The sequence below is a fragment of the Tannerella forsythia 92A2 genome (assembly GCF_000238215.1).
GTDB classification, from domain to species: domain Bacteria; phylum Bacteroidota; class Bacteroidia; order Bacteroidales; family Tannerellaceae; genus Tannerella; species Tannerella forsythia.
In genome coordinates this window covers 2,355,009-2,376,628 of the sequence record NC_016610.1, presented here as the reverse complement: position 1 = coordinate 2,376,628, position 21,620 = coordinate 2,355,009, and the positions used below count along the sequence as shown (strand labels likewise).

Annotated in this window: 13 protein-coding genes; 5 read left to right on the top strand and 8 right to left on the bottom strand. The window is 49.7% G+C overall.

All coding sequences use genetic code 11. The features are described from left to right. The first annotated feature begins 13 nt into the window (after positions 1-13). From BFO_RS09645 to BFO_RS09625, 5 genes are all read left to right on the top strand, one after another. Positions 14-1,477, top strand: a complete 1,464-nt coding sequence (locus BFO_RS09645; protein ID WP_014225518.1) for a PepSY domain-containing protein — start codon at positions 14-16, stop codon at positions 1,475-1,477. A 93-nt stretch (positions 1,478-1,570) separates the two neighbouring features. After that, positions 1,571-2,506 carry a sirohydrochlorin cobaltochelatase gene (locus BFO_RS09640; RefSeq protein ID WP_014225517.1) on the top strand — a complete coding sequence of 312 codons (936 nt, stop codon included), beginning with the start codon at positions 1,571-1,573 and terminating at the stop codon, positions 2,504-2,506. Positions 2,507-2,579: 73 nt separating this feature from the next. Next, on the top strand, positions 2,580-4,916 hold the full coding sequence (locus BFO_RS09635; RefSeq protein WP_041591272.1) for a TonB-dependent receptor: 2,337 nt from the start codon (positions 2,580-2,582) through the stop codon (positions 4,914-4,916). A 42-nt stretch (positions 4,917-4,958) separates the two neighbouring features. Continuing rightward, positions 4,959-5,441: a hypothetical protein gene (locus tag BFO_RS09630; RefSeq protein ID WP_041590850.1), complete on the top strand. Its 483-nt coding sequence runs from the start codon at positions 4,959-4,961 to the stop codon at positions 5,439-5,441. Positions 5,442-5,451: 10 nt separating this feature from the next. After that, positions 5,452-6,927 carry a PepSY domain-containing protein gene (locus BFO_RS09625; RefSeq protein ID WP_052299269.1) on the top strand — a complete coding sequence of 492 codons (1,476 nt, stop codon included), beginning with the start codon at positions 5,452-5,454 and terminating at the stop codon, positions 6,925-6,927. A gap of 267 nt (positions 6,928-7,194) precedes the next feature. Here BFO_RS09625 and BFO_RS09620 read toward each other — a convergent pair whose 3' ends face one another. The 8 genes from BFO_RS09620 to BFO_RS09585 all read right to left on the bottom strand — a co-directional run bounded on the left by BFO_RS09620 (position 7,195) and on the right by BFO_RS09585 (position 21,620). Continuing rightward, a complete protein-coding gene (locus BFO_RS09620; RefSeq protein WP_014225513.1) occupies positions 7,195-8,409 on the bottom strand; it encodes a cyclically-permuted mutarotase family protein in 1,215 nt (404 codons plus the stop codon). A gap of 7 nt (positions 8,410-8,416) precedes the next feature. After that, positions 8,417-10,495, bottom strand: a complete 2,079-nt coding sequence (locus tag BFO_RS09615) for a GDSL-type esterase/lipase family protein (RefSeq protein WP_014225512.1) — start codon at positions 10,493-10,495, stop codon at positions 8,417-8,419. Positions 10,496-10,512: 17 nt separating this feature from the next. Continuing rightward, entirely contained in the window at positions 10,513-12,510 is a 1,998-nt protein-coding gene (locus BFO_RS09610; protein WP_014225511.1) for a family 20 glycosylhydrolase, read from the bottom strand. Then, the gene (locus BFO_RS09605) at positions 12,507-14,126 is read right to left on the bottom strand and encodes a sialidase family protein (RefSeq protein WP_014225510.1); all 1,620 of its coding nucleotides are present in this window, start codon (positions 14,124-14,126) and stop codon (positions 12,507-12,509) included. Before BFO_RS09605 ends, BFO_RS09610 begins: the two co-directional genes overlap by 4 nt. An 82-nt stretch (positions 14,127-14,208) precedes the next feature. Further along, on the bottom strand, positions 14,209-15,780 hold the full coding sequence (gene nanU / locus BFO_RS09600; protein WP_014225509.1) for a SusD family outer membrane lipoprotein NanU: 1,572 nt from the start codon (positions 15,778-15,780) through the stop codon (positions 14,209-14,211). A 24-nt stretch (positions 15,781-15,804) separates the two neighbouring features. Next, the gene (locus tag BFO_RS09595) at positions 15,805-19,140 is read right to left on the bottom strand and encodes a SusC/RagA family TonB-linked outer membrane protein (RefSeq protein WP_014225508.1); all 3,336 of its coding nucleotides are present in this window, start codon (positions 19,138-19,140) and stop codon (positions 15,805-15,807) included. Between the two features lie 32 nt (positions 19,141-19,172). Continuing rightward, positions 19,173-20,417, bottom strand: coding sequence for an MFS transporter (locus tag BFO_RS09590; protein ID WP_014225507.1), 1,245 nt, complete (start codon positions 20,415-20,417; stop codon positions 19,173-19,175). 24 nt (positions 20,418-20,441) lie between these two features. After that, on the bottom strand, positions 20,442-21,620 hold the full coding sequence (locus tag BFO_RS09585; protein WP_014225506.1) for an AGE family epimerase/isomerase: 1,179 nt from the start codon (positions 21,618-21,620) through the stop codon (positions 20,442-20,444).

Sequence of the window (21,620 nt, the reverse complement as noted above, 5' to 3'; positions counted from 1 at the left end):
AAACGGTATTGAAATGAAGAAGGTAAGGGCATTTTTCTTTTCCGTTCACCGGATATTCGGGACGATCGTCTGCGTATTCTTTTTTATGTGGTTCGTGTCGGGGCTGGTACTGATTTATCACCCGTTCCCGAATGTGACCGGGCAACAGTTGCGCGAACGGATGGAGTCGTTGCCTTCTTCATTGCCTGATGTGGAGGCCGTGCTGGCGCGTCTGCCGGAGCCGGTCTCAAACATTGAGGCTGTCGGTGTGCGTCAGTTTCAGGGGCAGACGCTCTTGACCATCGAGACGGCAGACAGCGCCTATGTGCGTTGCGCCGATACGTTGCAGACGGTCATGCCCGTTACGCGCGAGACGATCGATGCCGTAGTACGGAGGTGGGTCGATGCCGATCCTGTGCGTGTCGATACGTTGCATAAACGTGACATCTGGATCATGTATTCGCGCTACCTGAGCGAGATGCCGATCTGCAAATTTTATTACGACGATGCCGAAAAGCATGAGCTGTATATCGCTTCCCGCACGGGAGAAGTGTTGCAGTTCACCACCGCCCGTCAGCGGTTCTGGGCGTATATCGGAGCTATTCCGCATAAGTTCTACCTGCCTGTGCTTCGCCAACATACCGACGCATGGGTCTGGTCGCTCACCATCGGCGGGATTATTGCGCTGATTGCCGCCCTGTCGGGGTTGTATGCCGGCATATACATTTTATATAAGCGCTACAAGTCGCGCGGTAAATTCGGCAGTCCGTATAAGAAACACTGGTATAAGTGGCATCATATCAGCGGACTGATTTTCGGCGTCTTTCTCGTTACGTTTGCCTTCAGCGGCGCGATGGCTTTGCAGCGTATTCCGCAGTGGGTCATCAAGACGCATGGCGACTATCGCGTCAGCGACACGAAGTTTCGGGGGCGTCCGCTTCCGGTCGAACGTTATGCGCTCGATTACCGCCTTCTCGCGGAGGCTTATCCCGGGCTGAAAACGGTCGAATGGTCGCATTTCCGCGATGTGCCCGTCTATGAGGTGCAAACGGCCGACCTTACGGTCAGCATCGACGCCTCGGGTACAGACGTGAAAGAGCTGAGTCTGACGGATAAGCAGATTACGCAGGCCGTACGTCATATCCATGGTGAAGAGGCGGAACTCACGGTTTCGCTTATCGACGCATACGAAGAGTATTACCTCTCGCGAAGCGGTCGGTTGCCCTTGCCTGTATATAAAGTGGAGGTCGATAATGCGGATCGCAGCGTCTATTATGTCGATCCGGCGACGGGCGAGTTTCGTTATTTGAACCGTGCCCGCAAAGCCAAAAAGTGGGTGTTCAGCGGATTGCATTATCTGAATATTCATTGGTTAGTGGAACGTCCGGTCTTGTGGACCATCGCCATCTGGACGCTGTGCCTTGGCGGAGCGTATGTGTCGTTGTCCGGTATCTGGTTGGGTGTAAAATATCTTCGGCGGAAGATGAAGAGGAGATAATGGTTAATTGTCAATGGTTAAGGGGAACCTTTGATTTTTAGCTTTTCACTTTTCGTTTTTAACTTTTAATTTTTCACTTATAAAATAAGAAAGATGATGAAAACATATTTATGGATGGGGATGCTTATGGTAATGAGTATATGCAAGGCACACGAAGGACGAAACTTCGTTCACTCGGACATGCTGAAAACGATGTCGGCAAACGACAAGGCGGCGATCGTAATGGTTTATTTCGGTACCACGCACGACGACACACGCACCCTGACGATCGACCGTTTGACGGCACAGGTGCAGGAAACGTTTCCCGATTTTAAGGTGCGTGAAGCGTATACGTCGCGCACGGTGATTCAACGTCTCGCCAAAAGAGACATTGCGAAAAAGACGCCGCTCGAAGAGCTCGACTGGTTGAAAAGACACGGTTACACGCACGTGATCGTACAGCCTACGACGCTGATCGAAGGCGTGGAGATGGAAGCCCTGCGCCGTGAGGTAGCCGGCGTATCGGGCGATTTTAAGGATATCCGCGTAGGGACGCCGTTGCTGTATACGCCCGAAGATTACCGGGCGGTAGCCGCAACGCTCGGCACTGTGCCTTCTGAAGGCCGTGCTGTCGTATGGGTCGGACATGGAACGTATATACCGGCCACGGCACAGTACGCCATGCTGGGTGATGTGATGAATGTCGAAGGCCACGAGCATCATTTCGTCGTGACGCTCGAAGGCTACCCGATGCTTTCCGATACCGAAGCACGGATCGGGAAGAGCGGAGCCGAACGTGTGGTATTATGTCCGCTCATGTTCGTGGCCGGCGACCATGCCAAGAATGATATTGCCGGCGAGATAAAGGAACAGCTTGAAGCAAAAGGGTTTCAGGTAGAAACGATATTGAAGGGATTGGGAGAATATGAAGGTATCCGTGCCGTTTTTATCGACCATATCCGTTTCAGTCTGCATCATAAGATGACGGACATTGTAGAAAGGAAAAAGGTTTATGCGACGCCCGGGTACGAATACCGGCACGACGAATAGAGAACCTGTAAAACCGTTTGTATCGGTGCAAAGGAAAACAGTTATTTTTAATCGTATTAGTTTTTTTATGAGAATCAAAAGTATTACGTTATGTACTGTGCTTTTCGGTGTTTTATGTACCGTGCAGGCACAGGATCAGAAAGGTTACACGAACTTTCAGGACACCATCTTTCATCTCGACGAAGTTTCGATAACGGGGGCGCAGCAAAAGAAAGTTTCCGTGATGAAACTCGATGTGCCGGCTTCATTTCTGCCGGTATCGACCAACAGTTTGCCGTCGAAGGTGCTCGAAAACCGAGGCATCCGCAATATTCAGGACGCTGTGCGTTTCTTGCCCGGCGTACGTGTACAAACCTCCTACGGAGCGTTTCAACAAATCTCAATCCGCGGTTTCGACCACTCTATCGTGATGGTCGACGGGGTACGTGATGAACGTTCGTCAATCAACAACTCGTATCCGTTCATGGATCTCTCGTCGATCGAGAGCATCGAACTGCTCAAAGGCCCCGCATCGGTGCTTTACGGACAGTCGGCCGTGGGCGGTGTACTAAACATCGTCCGTAAGGCGCCTTCTGAAAAGCAAAAAGTCGATGCACGTATCGCTTACGGCAGTTATTATAATCTGGAAACGACGCTCGGTTTCGGAGGCAAACTCGCAGGGCCGCTCAATTACTTCGCGAATTTCAATTATCAGACGCAGGAAGGCTGGCGCGATAATGCCATGAGGCGCTTGTCGGGCTATGTAGTCTTGGGAGGCAAGCTGACCCAGGCCGATGAGCTCGATATCCGTATCGCTGCTCACCGCGATTATTATCCGACCGAAATCGGTCTGCCCGATGTGATGGCCGCCGATATTTATAACACGGCCGATAACTCGAAGTACCTCAGCAAAGGGGATATGCTGCCGGGGTTAGACCGAAAGGCGCGTTATAACAGCGAATCGGATTTTATGTATAACCGTAACTTCAACGCTTCGCTTATGTGGAAACATACGTTTAGCAATGCCGCCAAACTGATGAATAAATTCTCGTATACGAACGACGATATCGACTATTTCGGCACCGAAGACCTGGCCTATCTGACGAGCGATAAGCCGATCTATCCCCACTATTATATGAAAGGTAAGACGAAAGTCTATATTTCGCTCGATTCGCTTCGTTATGATTTTCCGTTGCGCTTTTCGCACATGGCACAGACGTACAACAATCAGTTGGAGCTGAACGGTAAGTTTTCGACCGGAAACATCAAACACAATTATCTGGCGGGATATTCGTTGATTACCCTGATCCGTGATTCATACAGCGGTTACGACTTGGGAAAGAATGTCTACGGACCCGGTCTGACCGGACGAGGTACCGTGCGTAACCCGCACAGTATCGGTTGGATGGAGACAAATTTTGGAAAGGCTTACGTATCACGCACGTATATGCATGGTTTTTATCTGCAAGACTTGGTCGAAATCAGCGACAAACTGAAAGTGCTATTGGCCGGACGTTACGATTTGTACGGCTACAAGCGCGCAGCCGGTGTGCCGACCATCAACGGGCAACGCAGCTACGAGATGCCGGCCGATACGCTCTTTGATCGCGTGAAGACCGGGGCACTTACGTATCGTATCGGTGCCGTTTATCTGCCTGTCGAGCAGCTTTCGCTCTATGCTTCGATCGGTTCGTACTTCAAACCGATTGTCAGCTTCTACCGCGACAATGTACGCTACTTCGACCGTCACGGTAAAGAATTTTTCCCTACGAAAAACGGTAAAGTATTCGATCCCGAGCAGGGCTTCCAGATCGAAGCAGGCGCACGCTACACACTGGCCGAGAAACTCGAAGCGAATGTCAGCCTGTTCTATATCAACAAAAACAATATCCAATATACGTTGGGTAACAAAGGCGATATCATCAAAGGCGATACTTTGAGTAAGACAATCGTAGGGCAGGTAGGTCGTATGGACTCGAAAGGATTTGATGTCGAGTTGACGTACAAGCCGATCGCCGGAATGTCGCTCACAGCCGGATACGGTTATACCGATGCGCGTGTGCGCGAGGTTGCCGACAATCCGTACCTCGAAAGCTACCGTCTGAAAGGAAAACAATATGCCCGCATTCCCAAACATACATTCTATGTCTATGGTGACTATGAAGTGGCCGACGGGGTGTTGAAAGGTTGGGGAGCAAACTTCGATGTGACCTATCAGGATAAGGTTTTCCGTAATGCCGACAATACGACACAGTTCGATGCTTATTGGTTGGCTAATGCCGGCCTCTCGTACCGGATGAGAAATAACGTCCGTTTGGGATTGAATGTGAACAACCTGTTCGATCAGGATTATTTCAATCAGTCGCTCGGTAACCAGTTTGTGCCGAGTATGCCGCGTAACTTCTTACTTTCTGCCTCGTATTCGTTTTAAACGGAAAAGATAATAGGGAATTGCAACTTAGTTTATACTAAAATGAAAAATTCTATTTATAGGATACCGAGGGATAAGCTTGCTCTTTTCTTTCTATTTGGATTGTTTTTGATTTTTACTGCCAATTGCCAAAATTCATCTGATACTAGATTGGAAAATAGGTTGCGGCAAATTGAGACCGGAAAATTGTTTACATTGGACACTTTGTGGCAGGGAGATTGGGACTTTGTATGTATAATATCTCCTTACCAAGATGATAAGGAAATACTTCGAGAAAAAAATATCAGCAGAGAAAAAGCAAAGTTAGTACGCAATAATGTATTTTTTGATTCGGTATGTACTTTATTGTTTATGGAAGGTAATTATGTGAAGGAAGTATTAACTGTCAAGCGCAATATCGCTGATTTTGCCATTCCGTCCGATACGGTTCGTGTATTTGGACGCAAAACCATATTACGGATGAATATGGATCGTAAGATATCTGTTTATGTCTCATCTCTGGTATTATTACCTATTTTGTATTGATTCTGATTGAATTATGTTTTCACGTATCATGTTTACCATTCACCGGGTGCTGGGCACGTTGCTCAGCGTCCTGTTTCTCATGTGGTTCGTATCGGGCATCGTGATGATATATCACGGATTTCCTTCGGCCAGTCGCGATGAGAAAGCGGCTAAGCTGGAACCGCTCGACACCGATCTACCGTCAGTCGATGAGCTGGCGCGACGCTTGCCCGACACTTGTACGATCGACGAACTGTCGGTCAGCCGTTACCTCGGACAGACCGTTTACGAGATTCGCAGCGGCAAAGAAACGTTTCGTCTGCCGGCCGACAGCGCCGAGCAACTGCCGGTTATCGACGGAGCATATATCGCTCGCGTGGCGGCGCTCTGGTGCAGTGCTCCCGTCAGCCGGATCGATTCGCTGCATGCTTTAGACCAGTGGATACCCTTCGGACGGCTGAAGGAAGAGTTCCCGATTTATAAGTTTCATTTTGCCGATCACGACGGCACCGAGCTGTACATCTCGTCGCGCAGCGGTGAGGTATTGCAATATACGACGCGCTCCGAGCGGTTTTGGGCATGGGTCGGGGCAGTGCCTCACTGGGTTTATTTTACGTTGTTGAGGCAAGACCGCGAATTGTGGATCAAAACGGTTATTTGGCTTTCGGGCGTCGGGGCGATCATGGTCATAGCCGGTCTTTATGTGGGCATTTACGTCAGTGTGAAGTCGCGCCGGCGGAAAAAGAAATGGTTTCCGTATAAGAAGAAATGGTATTACTGGCATCACGTGACGGGGATCGTCTTCGGCCTCTTTGCACTGACGTGGGTATTCAGCGGGATGATGTCGCTGGCTGATCCGCCCGAATGGCTCGTGAAGGAGCATCAAAAATATCCTGTTCGTCAGACGATGGAAGCTCTGGCACCGCCGCCCACCGCTTATCCGCTCGATTACAAGGCGCTGATCTCCCAATACGACGGACGTGCCATCGAGATACGCTGGTCGCACTTTTTCGGCTTACCTACATACGAAATTGTGCTCTCAGGAGCCGAACGGCTGACGATTGACGCCACGACCGCCCAACCGCTTGCCCTGACGGAAGCGCAGGCTACCGAGGCCGTGCGTAGAATTCACGGCGATGACGCCGTTATCCGCACCGAACAGCTTAATGAGTACGACACGTACTACCTTGACCGTAAACGTCGACTGGAGCTGCCCGTCTGGAAAGTCAGCGTTGAGAATGAAGACCGGAGCTGTTACTACATCACTCCGTCCAACGGCCGTTTGCGCGAATACAATACACGCCGTCGGACACATTTCTGGATGTATTCCGCTCTGCATGCGCTGCGCTTCAAGTTCCTCACGGAGCATCCCGTATTGTGGACGACGGTGATGTGGATGCTGCTGCTCGGCGGCGCGTTCGTATCATTGAGCGGGGTGGTGCTGGGAGTAAAATATATCGTGCGTCTCTTCCGGCGTAAGGCAAGGCGTACTGCCGGTCATAAATAGCGCAAGGAAAGGGAAAAAGAACCTATGGAAAAGTCATTACCATAGGTTCTTTCTTTATCATTGCTGTCGTCCGTAAAATTTTCCCCTATGACCGATGTAGGAAAAAACGACTTTAAAACGATGATTTGTTGAATTATTCACTCCTTATTCGTTTTTATCTCATAAAGACAAGAGATTCAACTCTACTTCTATTTCTTTGGCCTGCTCGATATCCGGGACGGTGATACGCGAAGAATGTGCTCAAGCCCGGGTTTCCTTTGCTGTTTTTCAAAACATGCCGATGTTTACACGGGGCGTACGGATGCCGGGCTTGATTTCGCCGTTTAGGACAATCAACCGATGATTGTGGAACAATGCGCCGGCTCCGGCACGTGCCACGGCCTCGTAAGCGCCTCGGTTGGTCCAGGTACGTGAACGCACGTCATAATGCAGCACTTCGTCGTTGAAGCGGTACCAGTCGACCGGGTGACGGAGATAATCGGCCGCTTCGCTTTGCAATATCTCTAACCGTCGCGTATCGTTGGCGGCACGGGCCAGAGCCATTTGGCGCGGGCGGTCGACCGCATCGAAGAAACGCGTATAATTTACTCCGCCAAAGAAGAGCACGGCGCTGTCGCCGCAAGCTACGGCGCATCCTCCGGTCAGTGTGCGTGGATTGCCGTCGCTCAAAGGGGGCAGAACGGTTTCCGTTTCCCATGTTCCGGTGCGAGGCGAGAATGCGAGGACTTGGTCAGGGATTTGGGGCGGAGTCTCAGTTGTTCCGAGCTGAAATCCTCCGGCTAAATAGAGGCGATATTCCTCGTTTCCGCAGTGTTGCGCCACTAAAACAGGCTGTACGCGCGCCGCTCCGGGAAAATCGGGGAGTTTTTCCCATCGACTGGAATCCGTTCGTATGGAAAGATCGAGGCAATAGAAGGCATGAGACGGGGTTCCGTTCGCATTTCCTCCCGCTACGTAGACTTTTCCGTCCATATACGTCGCGGCGAAGTTGTCCATTGCCACGGGAAGCGACGGCAGAGGACGGATAGTACACGCTTCGGAGGTGTCGTTCGCGGAAAGTAAAAAGACGTCCGTAAATGAGGACTCGCTGTCGTTTCCTCCCGCACAGACGATTCCGTAGGGTGTGCCGATGCTCGCGCCGTAAGCCACGGCATGAGGCAACACGCCCGCGTTTGTCCATTGGGCACTGTCGGCCGACAAGTCGAGCGTCCAAATCTCGGCATAATATTGCTTGGTGCCACCTTCGGCCACCGGTTTATCGGGGAAGTTGCATCCCCCGGCCACAATCAGACGGTTTCCCGTTACTCCCGTAAAAGGCGCGGAGACGCCCAGCGAGGCTGTCCCCTCCATGCCCGGTAAATCGGGCAGACGATTCCATTGTATCATTTCCGTTTCTTCTTTTTGGTCCGTGCCGCCGTGCCGACACGCGCTCCAAAGCGCGAGCCCCAGCGCGACACAGACGATATAATGTATCTTGTTCATCTCTTGTTTATTCAATCACAGCCTGAAACGTCGAAGCCGGCAATCCCGCTCCGTTAATCAGGTTGGCCCGCGTAAACGGCTGCCATCCGTAACGTACTTTCCGCGGACGTGATACCTGCGGCGAACGTAGCCGGAGACGATGCCCGACAATTTCGGCCTCGGCCGGATAGAAACGTTCGTCTTCGCCGGCCAATTCGAATGTACACAACGGTTTTCCGTCGGATGTCGTCAATCCTTCGGCGTACCGGAACGAAAGCCAGACAGCTTGCTCGCTAAATGTGGCTGAAAGGAATGAAGGTCCCGAAGGAATGACGGACGATTGTCCGTAACTGCGGTTCAACGCGATGCGTGCCAGCCGTTCGCCGACGTCGGTCTTGCGTCTGGGATGCACGTCGAGCGAATCTCCGCGATCGCTGCTCACCGCCATTTCGCACGACGGAATTTCTTCGGCCAAACGGCGCTGTGTATCGCGAAACCACGCCCAAGTCGGACGGTTCAGGCTCGATAATTGCACAAAATAGAAAGGCAATGTTTCTCTCCAATAGCTTCTCCAACTGTTTATCAGCATCGGAAAAAGTTTACTGTATGCTTCCAAGTTGTGCGCGTTCGATTCGCCTTGATACCACAGCACTCCTTTGAGCGGATAACGCGCCAATGGCGCGATGCCTGCTTCGAACAGATAACAAGGCTCGTAAGGATGCCGCTGCAACGGGATCGTCGCTTCTTTGAGGTTCAACGTTGCACGCTCACGCACCCAGTCTTGTATGAAATCGTTCTTCGTCCAGTCGTATAAGAGGTCGGGAAATTCAAATTCCACCGTTTTCCGGTCGATCCACGCCTCGGCCGGTGATCCGCCTACGGCATTCGAGATCAAGCCCACGGGTACTCCGAGGCTATCGGAGAGCATACGGCCGAAAGCCATGGCAATGGCCGAGAAACGGTCGGCCGTCTGTTCGTTACACGGTTCCCATCGGGTGTCGTGGTAATATTGCAGGTGATTCAACGAGTCGAGCGCGGTCTTGCTCCATGCCAACGCGCCGGTATGCCAGCGAGGTTTCATGTCGAAGAAGCGTATCTGCGGATTCTTCCGCGCGAAATCGAGCAGCTTCGCACGTTCCGCGGCGTCGGCTTCCGATGTTCGGAACGCCATGTTCGACTGTCCGGAGCAAAGCCACACTTCACCAACGGCCACCTGCCTGTAAGTAAGTTTGCGCGAAGGCGTCGCGACGGTAAGCACGAGTCCTGTCTGCGCGGGCATAGGGTCGAGCGTAACCGTCCATCGTCCGTTATCAGGAGTCCGGGCTGTCTTCGTCTGCTTCGCGATGCTTACGGTGACGGTCTCTCCCGCATCGGCCGTCCCCTCGATCGTTAACGCGCGATCCCGCTGCAAGACCATATTATCCGAATAGACGGCAGGCATTTTCAGTCCTCCGAAATCACCTGTCACGGCCTGATAAACGGTCTTCGCCAGCAATCCCGCGCCTTCCTCATCGGGATGAAGAGCATCGGGCAACAAATCGGGGCGATGGTATAACGGCTCCTGCAAATCGATCAGTCCTACGCCGGCCCATCGCGCCACCTGTTCGATTTTCTCCTGAATCATCCAGTACCAGTCGCGCGTACCGGATTTAAACCGGCGATGCCGGTGCGCAATCGGCGTCATCCGACATACCCAGATGCGGCATGCGGGATTGACGCGGCGAAACGTATCGATCAACGCCAGATAATCGTGCAAAAACTCATCCCTGTAGTTCGGCCATGCCTTCGGATCGGTATCGTTCAGTCCCAAATGAATGATCACCCGGTCGCCCGCAAACTCGACCGCCCTTCTGTATTCTTCCTGCTGCGTGTATGGGCGAAAACCCTTATTTAAAAGCGTCGCTCCCGGTTTACCGAAACTGCCTACCTCGTATCCTTTGCCTAACAAACGCTGCAATTGCGCGGGATACGAGTCGGTTTCACGATTCTTGATGCCTGTTCCGTAGGTAACGCTGTTTCCTACACAAGCCACTTTCACAGTCTTCTGAGCCAACCCCATACTTACACAGGTCAGCATCCACAGTATTCCTATCCAATATTTTTTCATTGTATATCGTTAATATGTTATTTAGGTTCGGGCGAAAAAATCAGTCCTTCGAGCGCCTGTTCTCCGTCAGGGGTGACGAATGCAACGGTAAACATCCATTTTACGAGCCGCACTTCGGGGGTCGTAAACCGCCCGACGGGCAGTTTCAGAAACACATGATTCCAGCCTTTACGAAGGCGGACACGTACCGGCGGACGGGCCACGCTGTTCTCGTTACCCAGCGCCGTCTCGTTGCTTTTTTCAGTATGCGTAGCCGTCCAGACGGGCGGCATGATTTCTTTACCGTTCAGATGAATACTGCTTTGGCGATAATCCCACGTACCTTGACGCGGAGGCAGGTCGGGTTCGGAACGACTGTAGTTCTGAAACTCGATCCGCATGCCTGCTTCCTGCTCCTGCGGCGCGTAAACCCACGTATAGGCGTAAGCGGTATGATTTTCCTGCGGATGTTCGTAGAGCGCAGGCACCCAATCGCCCCATACATGGCGCAGGTAGATACCCGAGCCTGTCACGGTATGCGTTCCGTACGTCTTACCCTCATATTCATACGTTGTTTGGATTTCTTCTTCGGGGGGAAATCTTTTCGAGAGGTCGCCTCCGTTCGGAAAAGCGTCCGTTACGGTCCATTTCACATGCGTTTGCCTGACGTAAGGGAACGGATATCCTTTAAAATAATAAGCTTTGTGCCAAAGCATCCGTCGTTCGAAATCGGCAAATGCTCTGAACGGCTCGGAATGTTCGTCGGGAAGGATAACACCGTTTCGGTCGAAATATTCAAATCCCCCACCCCGCCATGCGCGTTCGGCTATGGCAAGCATGTTTGGATAGAGGCCGTTTTGGAGGATGATACTCCGTTCATCGGGCAGAAGACGGTCGTTCCAGATGCCGAGAATGACTCCCTCGAGGTTTTCACTGCCCTGTTCTTCGTTATAAATACGGCTGTTATACAGCGCAACGATATCTCCAAACGTATCGAAGTGATTCAGGTAATGAAAGCGCGAATCAATGGCCGGTATGCCTTGCTGAGCCTTGCCGCGATAGCTCCAAAGCTGCGTCATGTCGATCTCGCCGGGTTGATACGTCCAACCCGGATTCCATGAAATAACCTTTTTCCCTCTGGCACGGACAAAAGCCACCATTTCGGGAACAAAAAGAGGGTTCGTAAACTCAACTTCGTCCGTTCCGATATGCAGATACGGCACATCAAAGACTTCACACGCTTCATCAATCAGTGTCTTCAAGATGTTCATGCCCTTTTCGCTCTGCATACCGCAACCGAAAGCGCGTTCAAAGGCGGCGCTATGTCCGGGCATGTCGATTTCGGGAATCAGGGTCACGAAATGTTTCCGGCAGAAGTCGACCAGTTCGCGTGCTTCCTCGTGTGTGTAATATTTTCCCGGCATACGCGTCGTATGGGCACTGTCGTTAAGTGCCGGATAGCGTTTGCTTTCGAGTCTCCATGCTTGATTTTCGGTCAGATGCCAATGAAATGTGTTGATTTTGTAACGGGACAACATGGCGATCTCCCGTTTCAGCTCTTCGAGCGAGATATATGAGCGTCCGACGTCGTGCATCCATCCGCGGATACGGAAAGCCGGCCAGTCGGTGATCCGGCAGCCGCGCACACGTATGCCCTGTTCACTGCGCTCCGTCAGTTGGCGAAGCGTTTGCATCGCCCGATAGACTCCCTGCGGCTTTATCGCCTCGATGTGTATGTGTTCACGCGAGATATGCAGCGTATACGCTTCGTCTTTGTTGCGGAGCGCTTCGGGAATATCGGTCACCCAGTGCACCTCGAAGCGTCGCGAAGCGTTTGTCTTTTCTTTGACCTGCCATTCGTCCGCCCACTCCGTCACCATGCCTTTTACCTCTTCCGGCAGACGAAAAGCGACTTCCTCACAAAGAAATACTTCGTCCGACCGGCTTATCTGCTGAGGCAAAGGGAGCAGTTCGCTCCTTACAGACAAGGCTATAAAAGAAAAAGCGGCCAAAAGAAAAGACAAACGATGCTTCATCGTATCAGGTCTTTGATTTTAACAGCCTGAAAGGTCATGTGTGCCACACTCGATTCGTAAAATATCCCGACCGTTTCGCGGTCGATCATCGACAGACACGAGTAGCCCCATCCGTCTTCTTCGTCGAGAAGTACCTGATGTGCAGGAAGCCACGTAACACCTCCGTCGAGGCTCGCCTTGATGGTGATGTGATGGCGTCCTTCCGTCGTGTTGGGATTCGAGAAGAGCAACAGGTCTTTCCCGATGATGTTATCTTTCGCTTTGACGCTGATCAGGCTCGCCATACAGATCGATTCCGGCAAGGCGCTGCGGTTCGACGAGTGTTCCGTCCAACTTTTTCCCAAGTCGCGTGTAATGCTGACGGCACGGCTGCCGCCACGATTGTCACGCATGTTCAGCATGAGCACGCCCGGCTCTACCTCGGCCACTTGCGCCTCCGTCGTGTTGGTACGCGCCGGCTGATGGATATGCCACGTCTCTCCACGGTCTTTGCTGTACATAATACCCGCGTGAGGGACACGTAGGGAGTCGATAAACTGGATCGGGAAGACAAGCGTGCCGTCCCGCATTGTGATTCCTCTTCCCGGACCTTGCAGCAGGAAGCACCACGAAGGATCTTTCACCTGAGACGTGATGTTGGTCGATTCGCTCCATGTTCGGCCGTCGTCCGTACTTTTCACCATCATCAGTTGGGCTGTTTCATCGGGTGTCATTCCGGGCATGGAATTGGTCCATGCGCGCGCATTGCCCATCCCGTGCGTCCATGCGGCAACAACCCAGACGGTGTTCGTGCGTTCATCGACGAGGATGGACGGATCGCCGACTCCATTCTGCCCCGACGGTAATCCGTCGGTCTCACCGAACGACATGGCAATGCGCATCGGTTCCCATGTCTGACCTTTGTCGGTGCTGCGGCTCAGCCCCACGTCGATATGCTCCTGTAAATCTACACTGTTATTGTAACGTACATCATAGACCCCGAGCAATGTTCCTTTGTTCGTTGTCACTAATCCGGGAATACGGAAAGAGGCTGATCCGTCGTCGCCCGCATGACGCACCCCGATCCCCATACGGCGCACAGCGGCCTGTTCGCCGGCAATAACGGCCGGCTTATCGTTGATAACCACTTCCGTCACCGTCGAGGTGAGCTTCGACAGTAGCGAAGTGTTACGATCCATCTCCACACTCACCCAAAAATAGTTGATGCCTTTCACCATCGGCTGACGTGTTTTCAGCGTCAATGTATTTGCAACGGTCGTCACTTCATCCTGCCGGATGGAATAGGACGGGTTGGCCGAACGCGTGTTACGAATATTGTGCGAAGAGACATACGTCACCGGCGCAAAACGGGAACGGCCTTTTGTGGCCGCTTCCGTACCGGCATAAAACAGACGAACGGCTTTCACCTCCGACAGCTTGTCTTCGTTACCGAAGCGTATGGTCAGCCGGTTCAGCACATCGCCTTTCGTCGCGTCAGGAATACGGATACGGAACAGCACATTGTCCGTCCGATCGACGAGGATGGGGATCTGTGGGTTTTGTACGTAAACACTGTCCGCCGCGCGTGTCATCTGCATCGATGCAAACAAACCAATAATCCAAAAAAACTTTTTCATACGACAGGTATTTTTACATGAAAGCCCAAAGAAAGGCATATTTTTTCGAATCGCACTTCCTTTGGGCTTGTTATTTGTTTAATTATTCATACCCCGGAGTCTGCTTGAGCAGGGGGTTATTTGTTAAAACATCCTCATTAATCGGCCATAGTAGACGTGAAGCATTTGCCTTTGAGTATTTAGAAAGGTAAGGTTCACCCAACAGACGGAGATCATACCAGCGCTTCCCTTCAAACATAAACTCTCGCAGACGCTCTTTCAGAATAGCTTCCAGTGCATCGGCGTCACTTCCAACATATCTGTTATTCGTATAAACTGCCGGATCCGTATCGTTCGGATATGCGACCTTATCCTTGTTTTCTTTAAAATAGTTTGCTCCATAAGCACGTTCACGCACTTTGTTAATTTCTTCCGCAGGGTCTTCTCCGAGCAAGACTTTTACTTCAGCAAGCATTAGCAAGCAGTCTGCGTAACGATAGATCGGATAATCATCCAGCATACTGCAAGAAGAATTTCCTTCGACTAACGTACCTTTAAATTTATTGGCATATGGTGCAACATACTTCAAATTATCGTCTTTATCTTTACTGTAGACAGCTTTTAAGGTCGCACGTTTGCGGGAATCTTCATCACGAAATAACTTCTGATACATGTCGTAATTAATCTGAAGACGAATGAGACCACGCAATTTTTCCAATGCCGGTTCTTTTTGATAAGGCTTGCCTTCTTCATCATAATACAAGGTCATATACGCATCTTGTGGAAGCATATTCATTCGATATCGGTCATCCCACAAAGAAAACTCATCTTTTTGATTATGAATTGTAAAAATAATCTCCTTATTTTTCTTATTAGAAAATGCAAATACGGATTCAAACTTTTCGGATAAAGCCACATCAGCTTTTCCAACTTGTTCCAATGCCATACGAGCAACCTGATAGTCGGCATTTCCGCCTCCCATCTGACGTCCACTCCACAGATAGACTTCGCCTTTCAGCATCCACGTAGCCGGCAATGACCAATAATGACGTCCGTATTTAAACGAGTGATTATCTCCGAAAGCCTTCTCGGATGCCTCAATGTCTGCTTTAATCTGCTTCATCACATCAGCAGCCGGCGATGCAGCCTTTGCCAGATTGAAAACATCCAGGCTTGCTCCATCTGTTGGGTCAGTTGATAAAACAACATCTCCCCACGAACGCAACAGATGAAAATACAAATAAGCTCTCATCCCATAAGCTTCTCCCAAATAATAATTTTTGTCCGCATCGGTAAGTAAATTCGTCTCACTTGTTCTGCGAATCATCATGTTCAATCGTTCGATAGGAACATATAGCCCTCCGAAGTTAGACACGACCGGATTTTCTTTGTTTAGCGTATTATACGGTAACCGTTCTATCCCTTGTGTGGCCTCTCCTCCAAATGGATTGTCATCACAGTACAAATTTGCGCGAGATTCACCCAGCAAGAAGTAGTGGTATGAGTATTTTCTTAGCAACGAATGCAATCCGGTGTTAAATGCAGAAAAATGCGCTTCTGTTTTCCAATAATTGGCATCTGTAATCGAACTTTCCGGCTCCATTTCGAGCGAATTGCACTGAAGTAACAAAGCAGGCGACGTAATTGCCATCAAATATATGATAAACTTTTTCATAGCTATTCTTTTTAAAAATGATGATTAAAATGTTACGGATAAGCCGAACAACACGGTTCTCGGTGTCGGATAACGACCGTTATCAATACCGCGTCCGTAATAGTTACTTACTGCCGGCTCGGGTGATACCCCTGTATATCCGGTGATGTAAAACAGATTTTGTCCCGTTATAGAAACGGTTGCCTCCTGCATCGATGCTTTGCGAATCCACCGAGAAGGCAAGGCATAGCTTAACGTCAGTTCACGGAGTGCCATATAATCACCTTTTTCATAGAAACGTGAACTGTTATTGTTTGCCGCCGTATTTGCATTGTTCGAACGAGTAATATTCTTTTTACTCAACTGATCGGCATAATAAAACTTCGGCAGGTCTGAACTCGAATTTGTTTCGCTCCATGTATCCTTTACCATATCGATGATATTAAATGACCCCTGATACTGTCCCAACGAACGGGCTGCCAAATCGTTATAGATTGTATGCCCAAGCGCATAATCAAAACGAGCATACAAAGATAAACCTTTATATCCCAACGTAGTCGAAAACCCACCTGTCACATTAGGGAAGATGTTACCGATTTCCACACGGTCTTTACCATCAATGATACCATCGTTATTCAAATCAGCCCAGCAAACATCTCCCGGCTCAATCGGCTGCCAACCTTTTTTATCCTTATATTCGTCGGCCAAGCCGGGGCCATATAAACTGGCTACATGATCCAAACGCTTATTGGCCTTCGCCTTCACGTCGTCCCAATCTTTAAAGATATGTTCTTGTTTGTACCCATAAAGCACACCTAATTTGCCGCCTTCCTCTGTTCCTCCAAGCCATGCAAGTGCACCTTTTTCCGGATTCCAAACCTGAACACCTCCTTGTCGGTTTCTTTCATTACCGTTATATGGCAATTTGACAACCTTATTGGCTACCGTCGAAACATTCGCCGACATATCCCATGTGAACCCATTTTTCAACTGCAAAATATTCGCTTTTACTTCCAACTCAAATCCGTAATTACGCAGTATGCCTAAGTTGGTCGTAATACTGTTATATCCTGTGTATCCCGGCAGGGCTAACGAAGTTAAGAGGTCTTTCGTTCTGCGATCGTAATAATCGGCAATAAAACTCAATCGATTATTGAAGAAACTGAAATCCAGCCCAACCTCAAAAGTCTGGCTTTGCTCCCAACGAAGCTTGCTGTTCATAAGGCCTATAAAAGCTCCATTACTTTCATATCCGCTCTGAAATCCGGTAGTTCCTGCATAATCTTTCGTTTGACCGTAGATACCATATGCTTCAAAATTTCCGATCGCCGATACATTTCCATTTACCCCATAACTGATACGTGGTTTCAGATTCGATACATAATCCGAAATAGGCGATTCTTTAAAAAACTCTTCTTCCATCACATTCCATCCGGCCGACACTCCCGGGAAGAACCCCCAACGATTGTCTACCAAACGGGAAATACCATCATAGCGAGCTGTCAGAGTTAACAGATATTTCATATCATAGTTGTAGTTAGCCCTTCCGAAAGCAGACAAGATACGATATCCCGTTTTTTCTGAGGTAGTCTTGGTACGAGTTGCCCCAACATTCAGTGTAGCGATATCATCCAAAGGAGAACCTTCGGTTGTTGCATCGAACAAAAATTCATGATGATTGAAATATTCGCCACCGAACATTACATCCAGATTATGACGATCAGCAAACGTGTCCGTATAAGACAAGGTCACGCTTACCTGCTGTTGATTCCGCTTTAAATATTTAGCACGTGCCTGTCTCGTTGTATTGGGAGTATTGGAATTTTGTGTCTGATATTTCTTGTTAAATTCCTCTTCCTGATGATCGTAATGATACAACGATGCATTTCCGTTCAATACCAATTTTTGGGGAATAATATCTAATGTAAAGCCCATCGTATATGTCTGTCGGCGCGTACCATTCTTACGTGTGAGCCTGTCTTTATAGTAAAGTGGATTTCCGTCCCCTGTTCCAAATCCGGAGGCAGGACTTCCATCTGCAAGCCACGGATTCCATGTCGGACGTTGCGAACGTGTACGGTAAAAAAACTCATATGTCCCGATCCACAACGATGGCTGTCTTTGCCATGAATACGTTGTTCCTCCTTTTACCGCCAGGAAAGGAAGCACTTTGTACGATGCGTTCAACGAGCCCGTAAAGCGTTGCAATCCGGTTCCCTTTACTTGACCGTCCTCACTGTAATAACCGAGGCTTGCTGCATAGGTCGCTTTATCGTTCCCTCCGTTAAAACTCAAATGATGGTCATGTGTCATCGCAGAATTATCAAACACGGCATCATCCAGAGTCCCATAATAATCTTTGAAAAGAATCGTACGATCCTCATAAAAAGGATCAGGCATCGAAAGCCATCCCTCTTTCTGCAGATGAGCCGTTTCATCAGATAAGTAACGGATATCGAACAAGCTATTTCCGATTCCATATCCCATTTGGGTATCTACATTCTTACGTCCGGTACGTTTAAAGCCTAAACGATTATAGTGAATGTAATCCTGCGCATTAAGAAAACCGTAGCCTTCCCGGGCATAATTCACACCGACCTTAAACTTATAGTTCACAGATGAAGCTCCCCCCGAAGTTCCTTTCTTTGTTTCAATCAATATAACACCGCCATTGGCTCTGGCTCCATAGATTGCCGTCGATGCGGCATCCTTTAAAATCTGCATTGATTCAATGTCATCCGGGCTCAGTCCTTGCATGCTCTCACGGACAATTCCGTCTACAATAATTAACGCACTGTTATTATTTCCCGAGATGGTTGCCCCTCCACGAAGCACAATATTCGGGTTGCTACCCGGTTGCCCTATTGTGTTGACGACACGCAATCCAGTCACCGAACCCTGCAGAGCCTGACCGACGTTACTGTATGCAGCTGTTTGCAATACTTTATCATCCATCTTGGAGATAGCAGTTGTTAAGGTAGCTCGTTTCTGCGATCCGCCATAACCGGTTACGACGACTTCACTCAACTGGGCAACGTCTTCTTTCAATACAACGTCGATCTTCGTCTTTCCTGACACCGAAATCTCCTGAGAAGCATATCCGATGTAAGAAAAAACAAGAACCGCATTCGAAGCAGTCGACAAGGAATAGTTTCCGTCGATATCGGTGACCGTTCCGTTTCTCGTTCCTTTCTCTACAACAGACGCACCAATCACCGGCTCACCTGATTGATCAGTGACTGTGCCTGAAACATTTTTGTTTTGTTGAGAGATATTCGTCTCGCTTATGCCCAAATTATTTTTGGCATTCACACCGTTCGGATGCAGAGATATGAATAAAAATACCCCCCCCAATACAACATTTTTTAAAATTCCTTTCATAAATTTAAATAGTTATTGATTAATGAAGACCTTTATTTCTCTTTCTTGTCTGCGGTTTGGGGACGCAGAAAGAGTAATTGTACGACGAGAGCACCAGCGACTACGACTGCCAGCATCGCGAAGTCTTTCCCAAGGTTGCCGGCATCGGTCGACCGTCCGAGGAAATTCGTAATCATGGCACCGGCAAATACCCCCGTCATGTTCATGAGTCCGTAGGCTGTAGCACGGTATCTCGACGAAATAAACTGACACAGGATCGGCATGTTATTCGCATCGAACATGCCGTAACCGATACCGAAGCACAGTCCTCCGCCGATAATCATCGTCAGACTATGTCCGAAGCCGAGCAGCAGCAAGGAAGGGATCATCAGTGACAACCCGATCGCTCCGGTATAAATACGTCCTCGAAGGTTACGTTGTATCCACCGGTCGGAAAGGATGCCACCGGCAATCACTCCGATGAATGATGACACGGCAATGACAATCGTCGATAACGGTCCGGCTTCCGTCATATCGATCGACAGGTTTTCGGAGAACAGCGTCGGTAACCAGTTCTTTGTCGCCCATCCCGGAAGACTCGGAGTCGCAAAATAGAGCAGAATGATCCAGAATGAAATGTTACCGGCCAACATGCCGATACCTTTCAATGCAGATTTTACCGTTTCACCCAACGAAGTGGGCTGCGGAGTACTTACCGGCGTCTCACTCTTTTTATCTTTCAGGAAAAGGATCAGGATGAGACTGTATATAATACCTATCCAGCCAAAGCTCTGGAAAGTAACATGCCAACTGAAAATACTGGAAACCGTTGCCCCAAAGCCGCCTAAGGCCTGTCCGACATACAATCCCGTCATGTGGATGCCGACAGCCAGCGAACGTGTTTTCTCCCGATGGTAGTCGGTGATCAGCGACAGTCCCGCAGGGATATACAATGCTTCGCTGACTCCCATCAATGCACGCAGCCAATAGACCTGTTCGAAGGTCGTACAGAAGCCCATCATCAGCGTCACAAACGACCAGACAAAAAGGCTCGAGACAATCAGCCATTTACGATTCACACGGTCGGCAATCATACCGGCGACCGGACTCATCAAACCGTAAATCCAAAGGAAGACAGCCATCAGTCGCCCGAAGTTTGCTGCCGATTCCAGCTCCGCGATATCGATCATCATCGTATCTCTCATGGTCGAGAGCATCTGCCGATCGAGGTAATTTAGCAGCGCCACAACCCACAAGAGAGCTACGACGATCCAAGGGTAATACTTTGAGTTTTTCATCATCGTCCGATTTTAATCCATAATTTAAGTCATAAGCTCACGGCACAGGAGGTGTGTCTTTATCATCATCCGCGGAATATGAAACGGACCTTTGAAAAGATTTCCTTTAGCAGGCTGCGCCACAGTTCCGTCGCGATGCAGGTAGCCGTACCACTCTCCGTATTGACTGTCTGGGAAGTGAGCATACATGTATTCGTTCACCTGACGGTGCATCTCCAGATATTTTTCGTTGCCGGTAGCTTGATAAGCGTAAAGTGCTGCTATCACCGTCTCGGTCTGCGGCCACCAGAACTTCATGTCCTGCGAATAATCTTGCGCGGGAAAATTGCGACAGTCACGGAAATTGATGATACCGCCGAATTCGGTGTCCCATCCCCATTCCCACGACCAGTCGAGGATGGTCAGCGCTGTTTCAAGCAACGCCTTATCCCCCTTCCTGAACGCTGCTTCTTCCATCAGAAACCATGCCGTTTCGATGCAATGCCCCGGATTAATTAACCGGCCGGCCGACGTGTCGATAAACTCGCCGTTAGGGCCAACCGTCTCAAGCAATGCACGATATTCGGGATGCATAAAGTAACGACGGATCTCATCGATCGACTCATCGATCTGTCGTGTCAGCACCTCATCATTGATTGCCGCGCGGATTCGTGATGCCGTATTGATCAGAATCATGCAAAGCGAGTGTCCTTTCGCCTGAAAAGCAGGAAGGTATTTCGGTTCAGTCAAACCCGGCGTATTTTTGTATTTGAGGATCAGCTTAAACAGAGCCAAGGCTTTTTCGGCATACGTCCGGTCGCCCGAAGCAATCGCATATTCCGACATGGCAATCGCCGCAAACGATTCGGAGAAGAGATAACGACGCTTACGCAGAGGCGTACCGTCGGCAGTTACTTCAAAATACATCCGCCCGTCCCTATCGGTACAGTGTTCTTCGATAAAATCAATACCCGATTTCGACAAGGCTAACCATTCTTCATTGCGCTCAATATGGTTATACGCATACGCCAGCACAAACGCAAAGCGCCCCTGAAACCAAACCGATTTTGTCGGGTCGTACAATGTTCCGTCCCGATCGACACACGTGTAATAGCCTCCGTTAACACGATCCACCCCGTATTTTATCCAGAACGGGAAGATATCCGTCAGTAAATCGTTCTTATACTTTTCCGCCCAATATCCCAGATATTCTTTGATATCCAT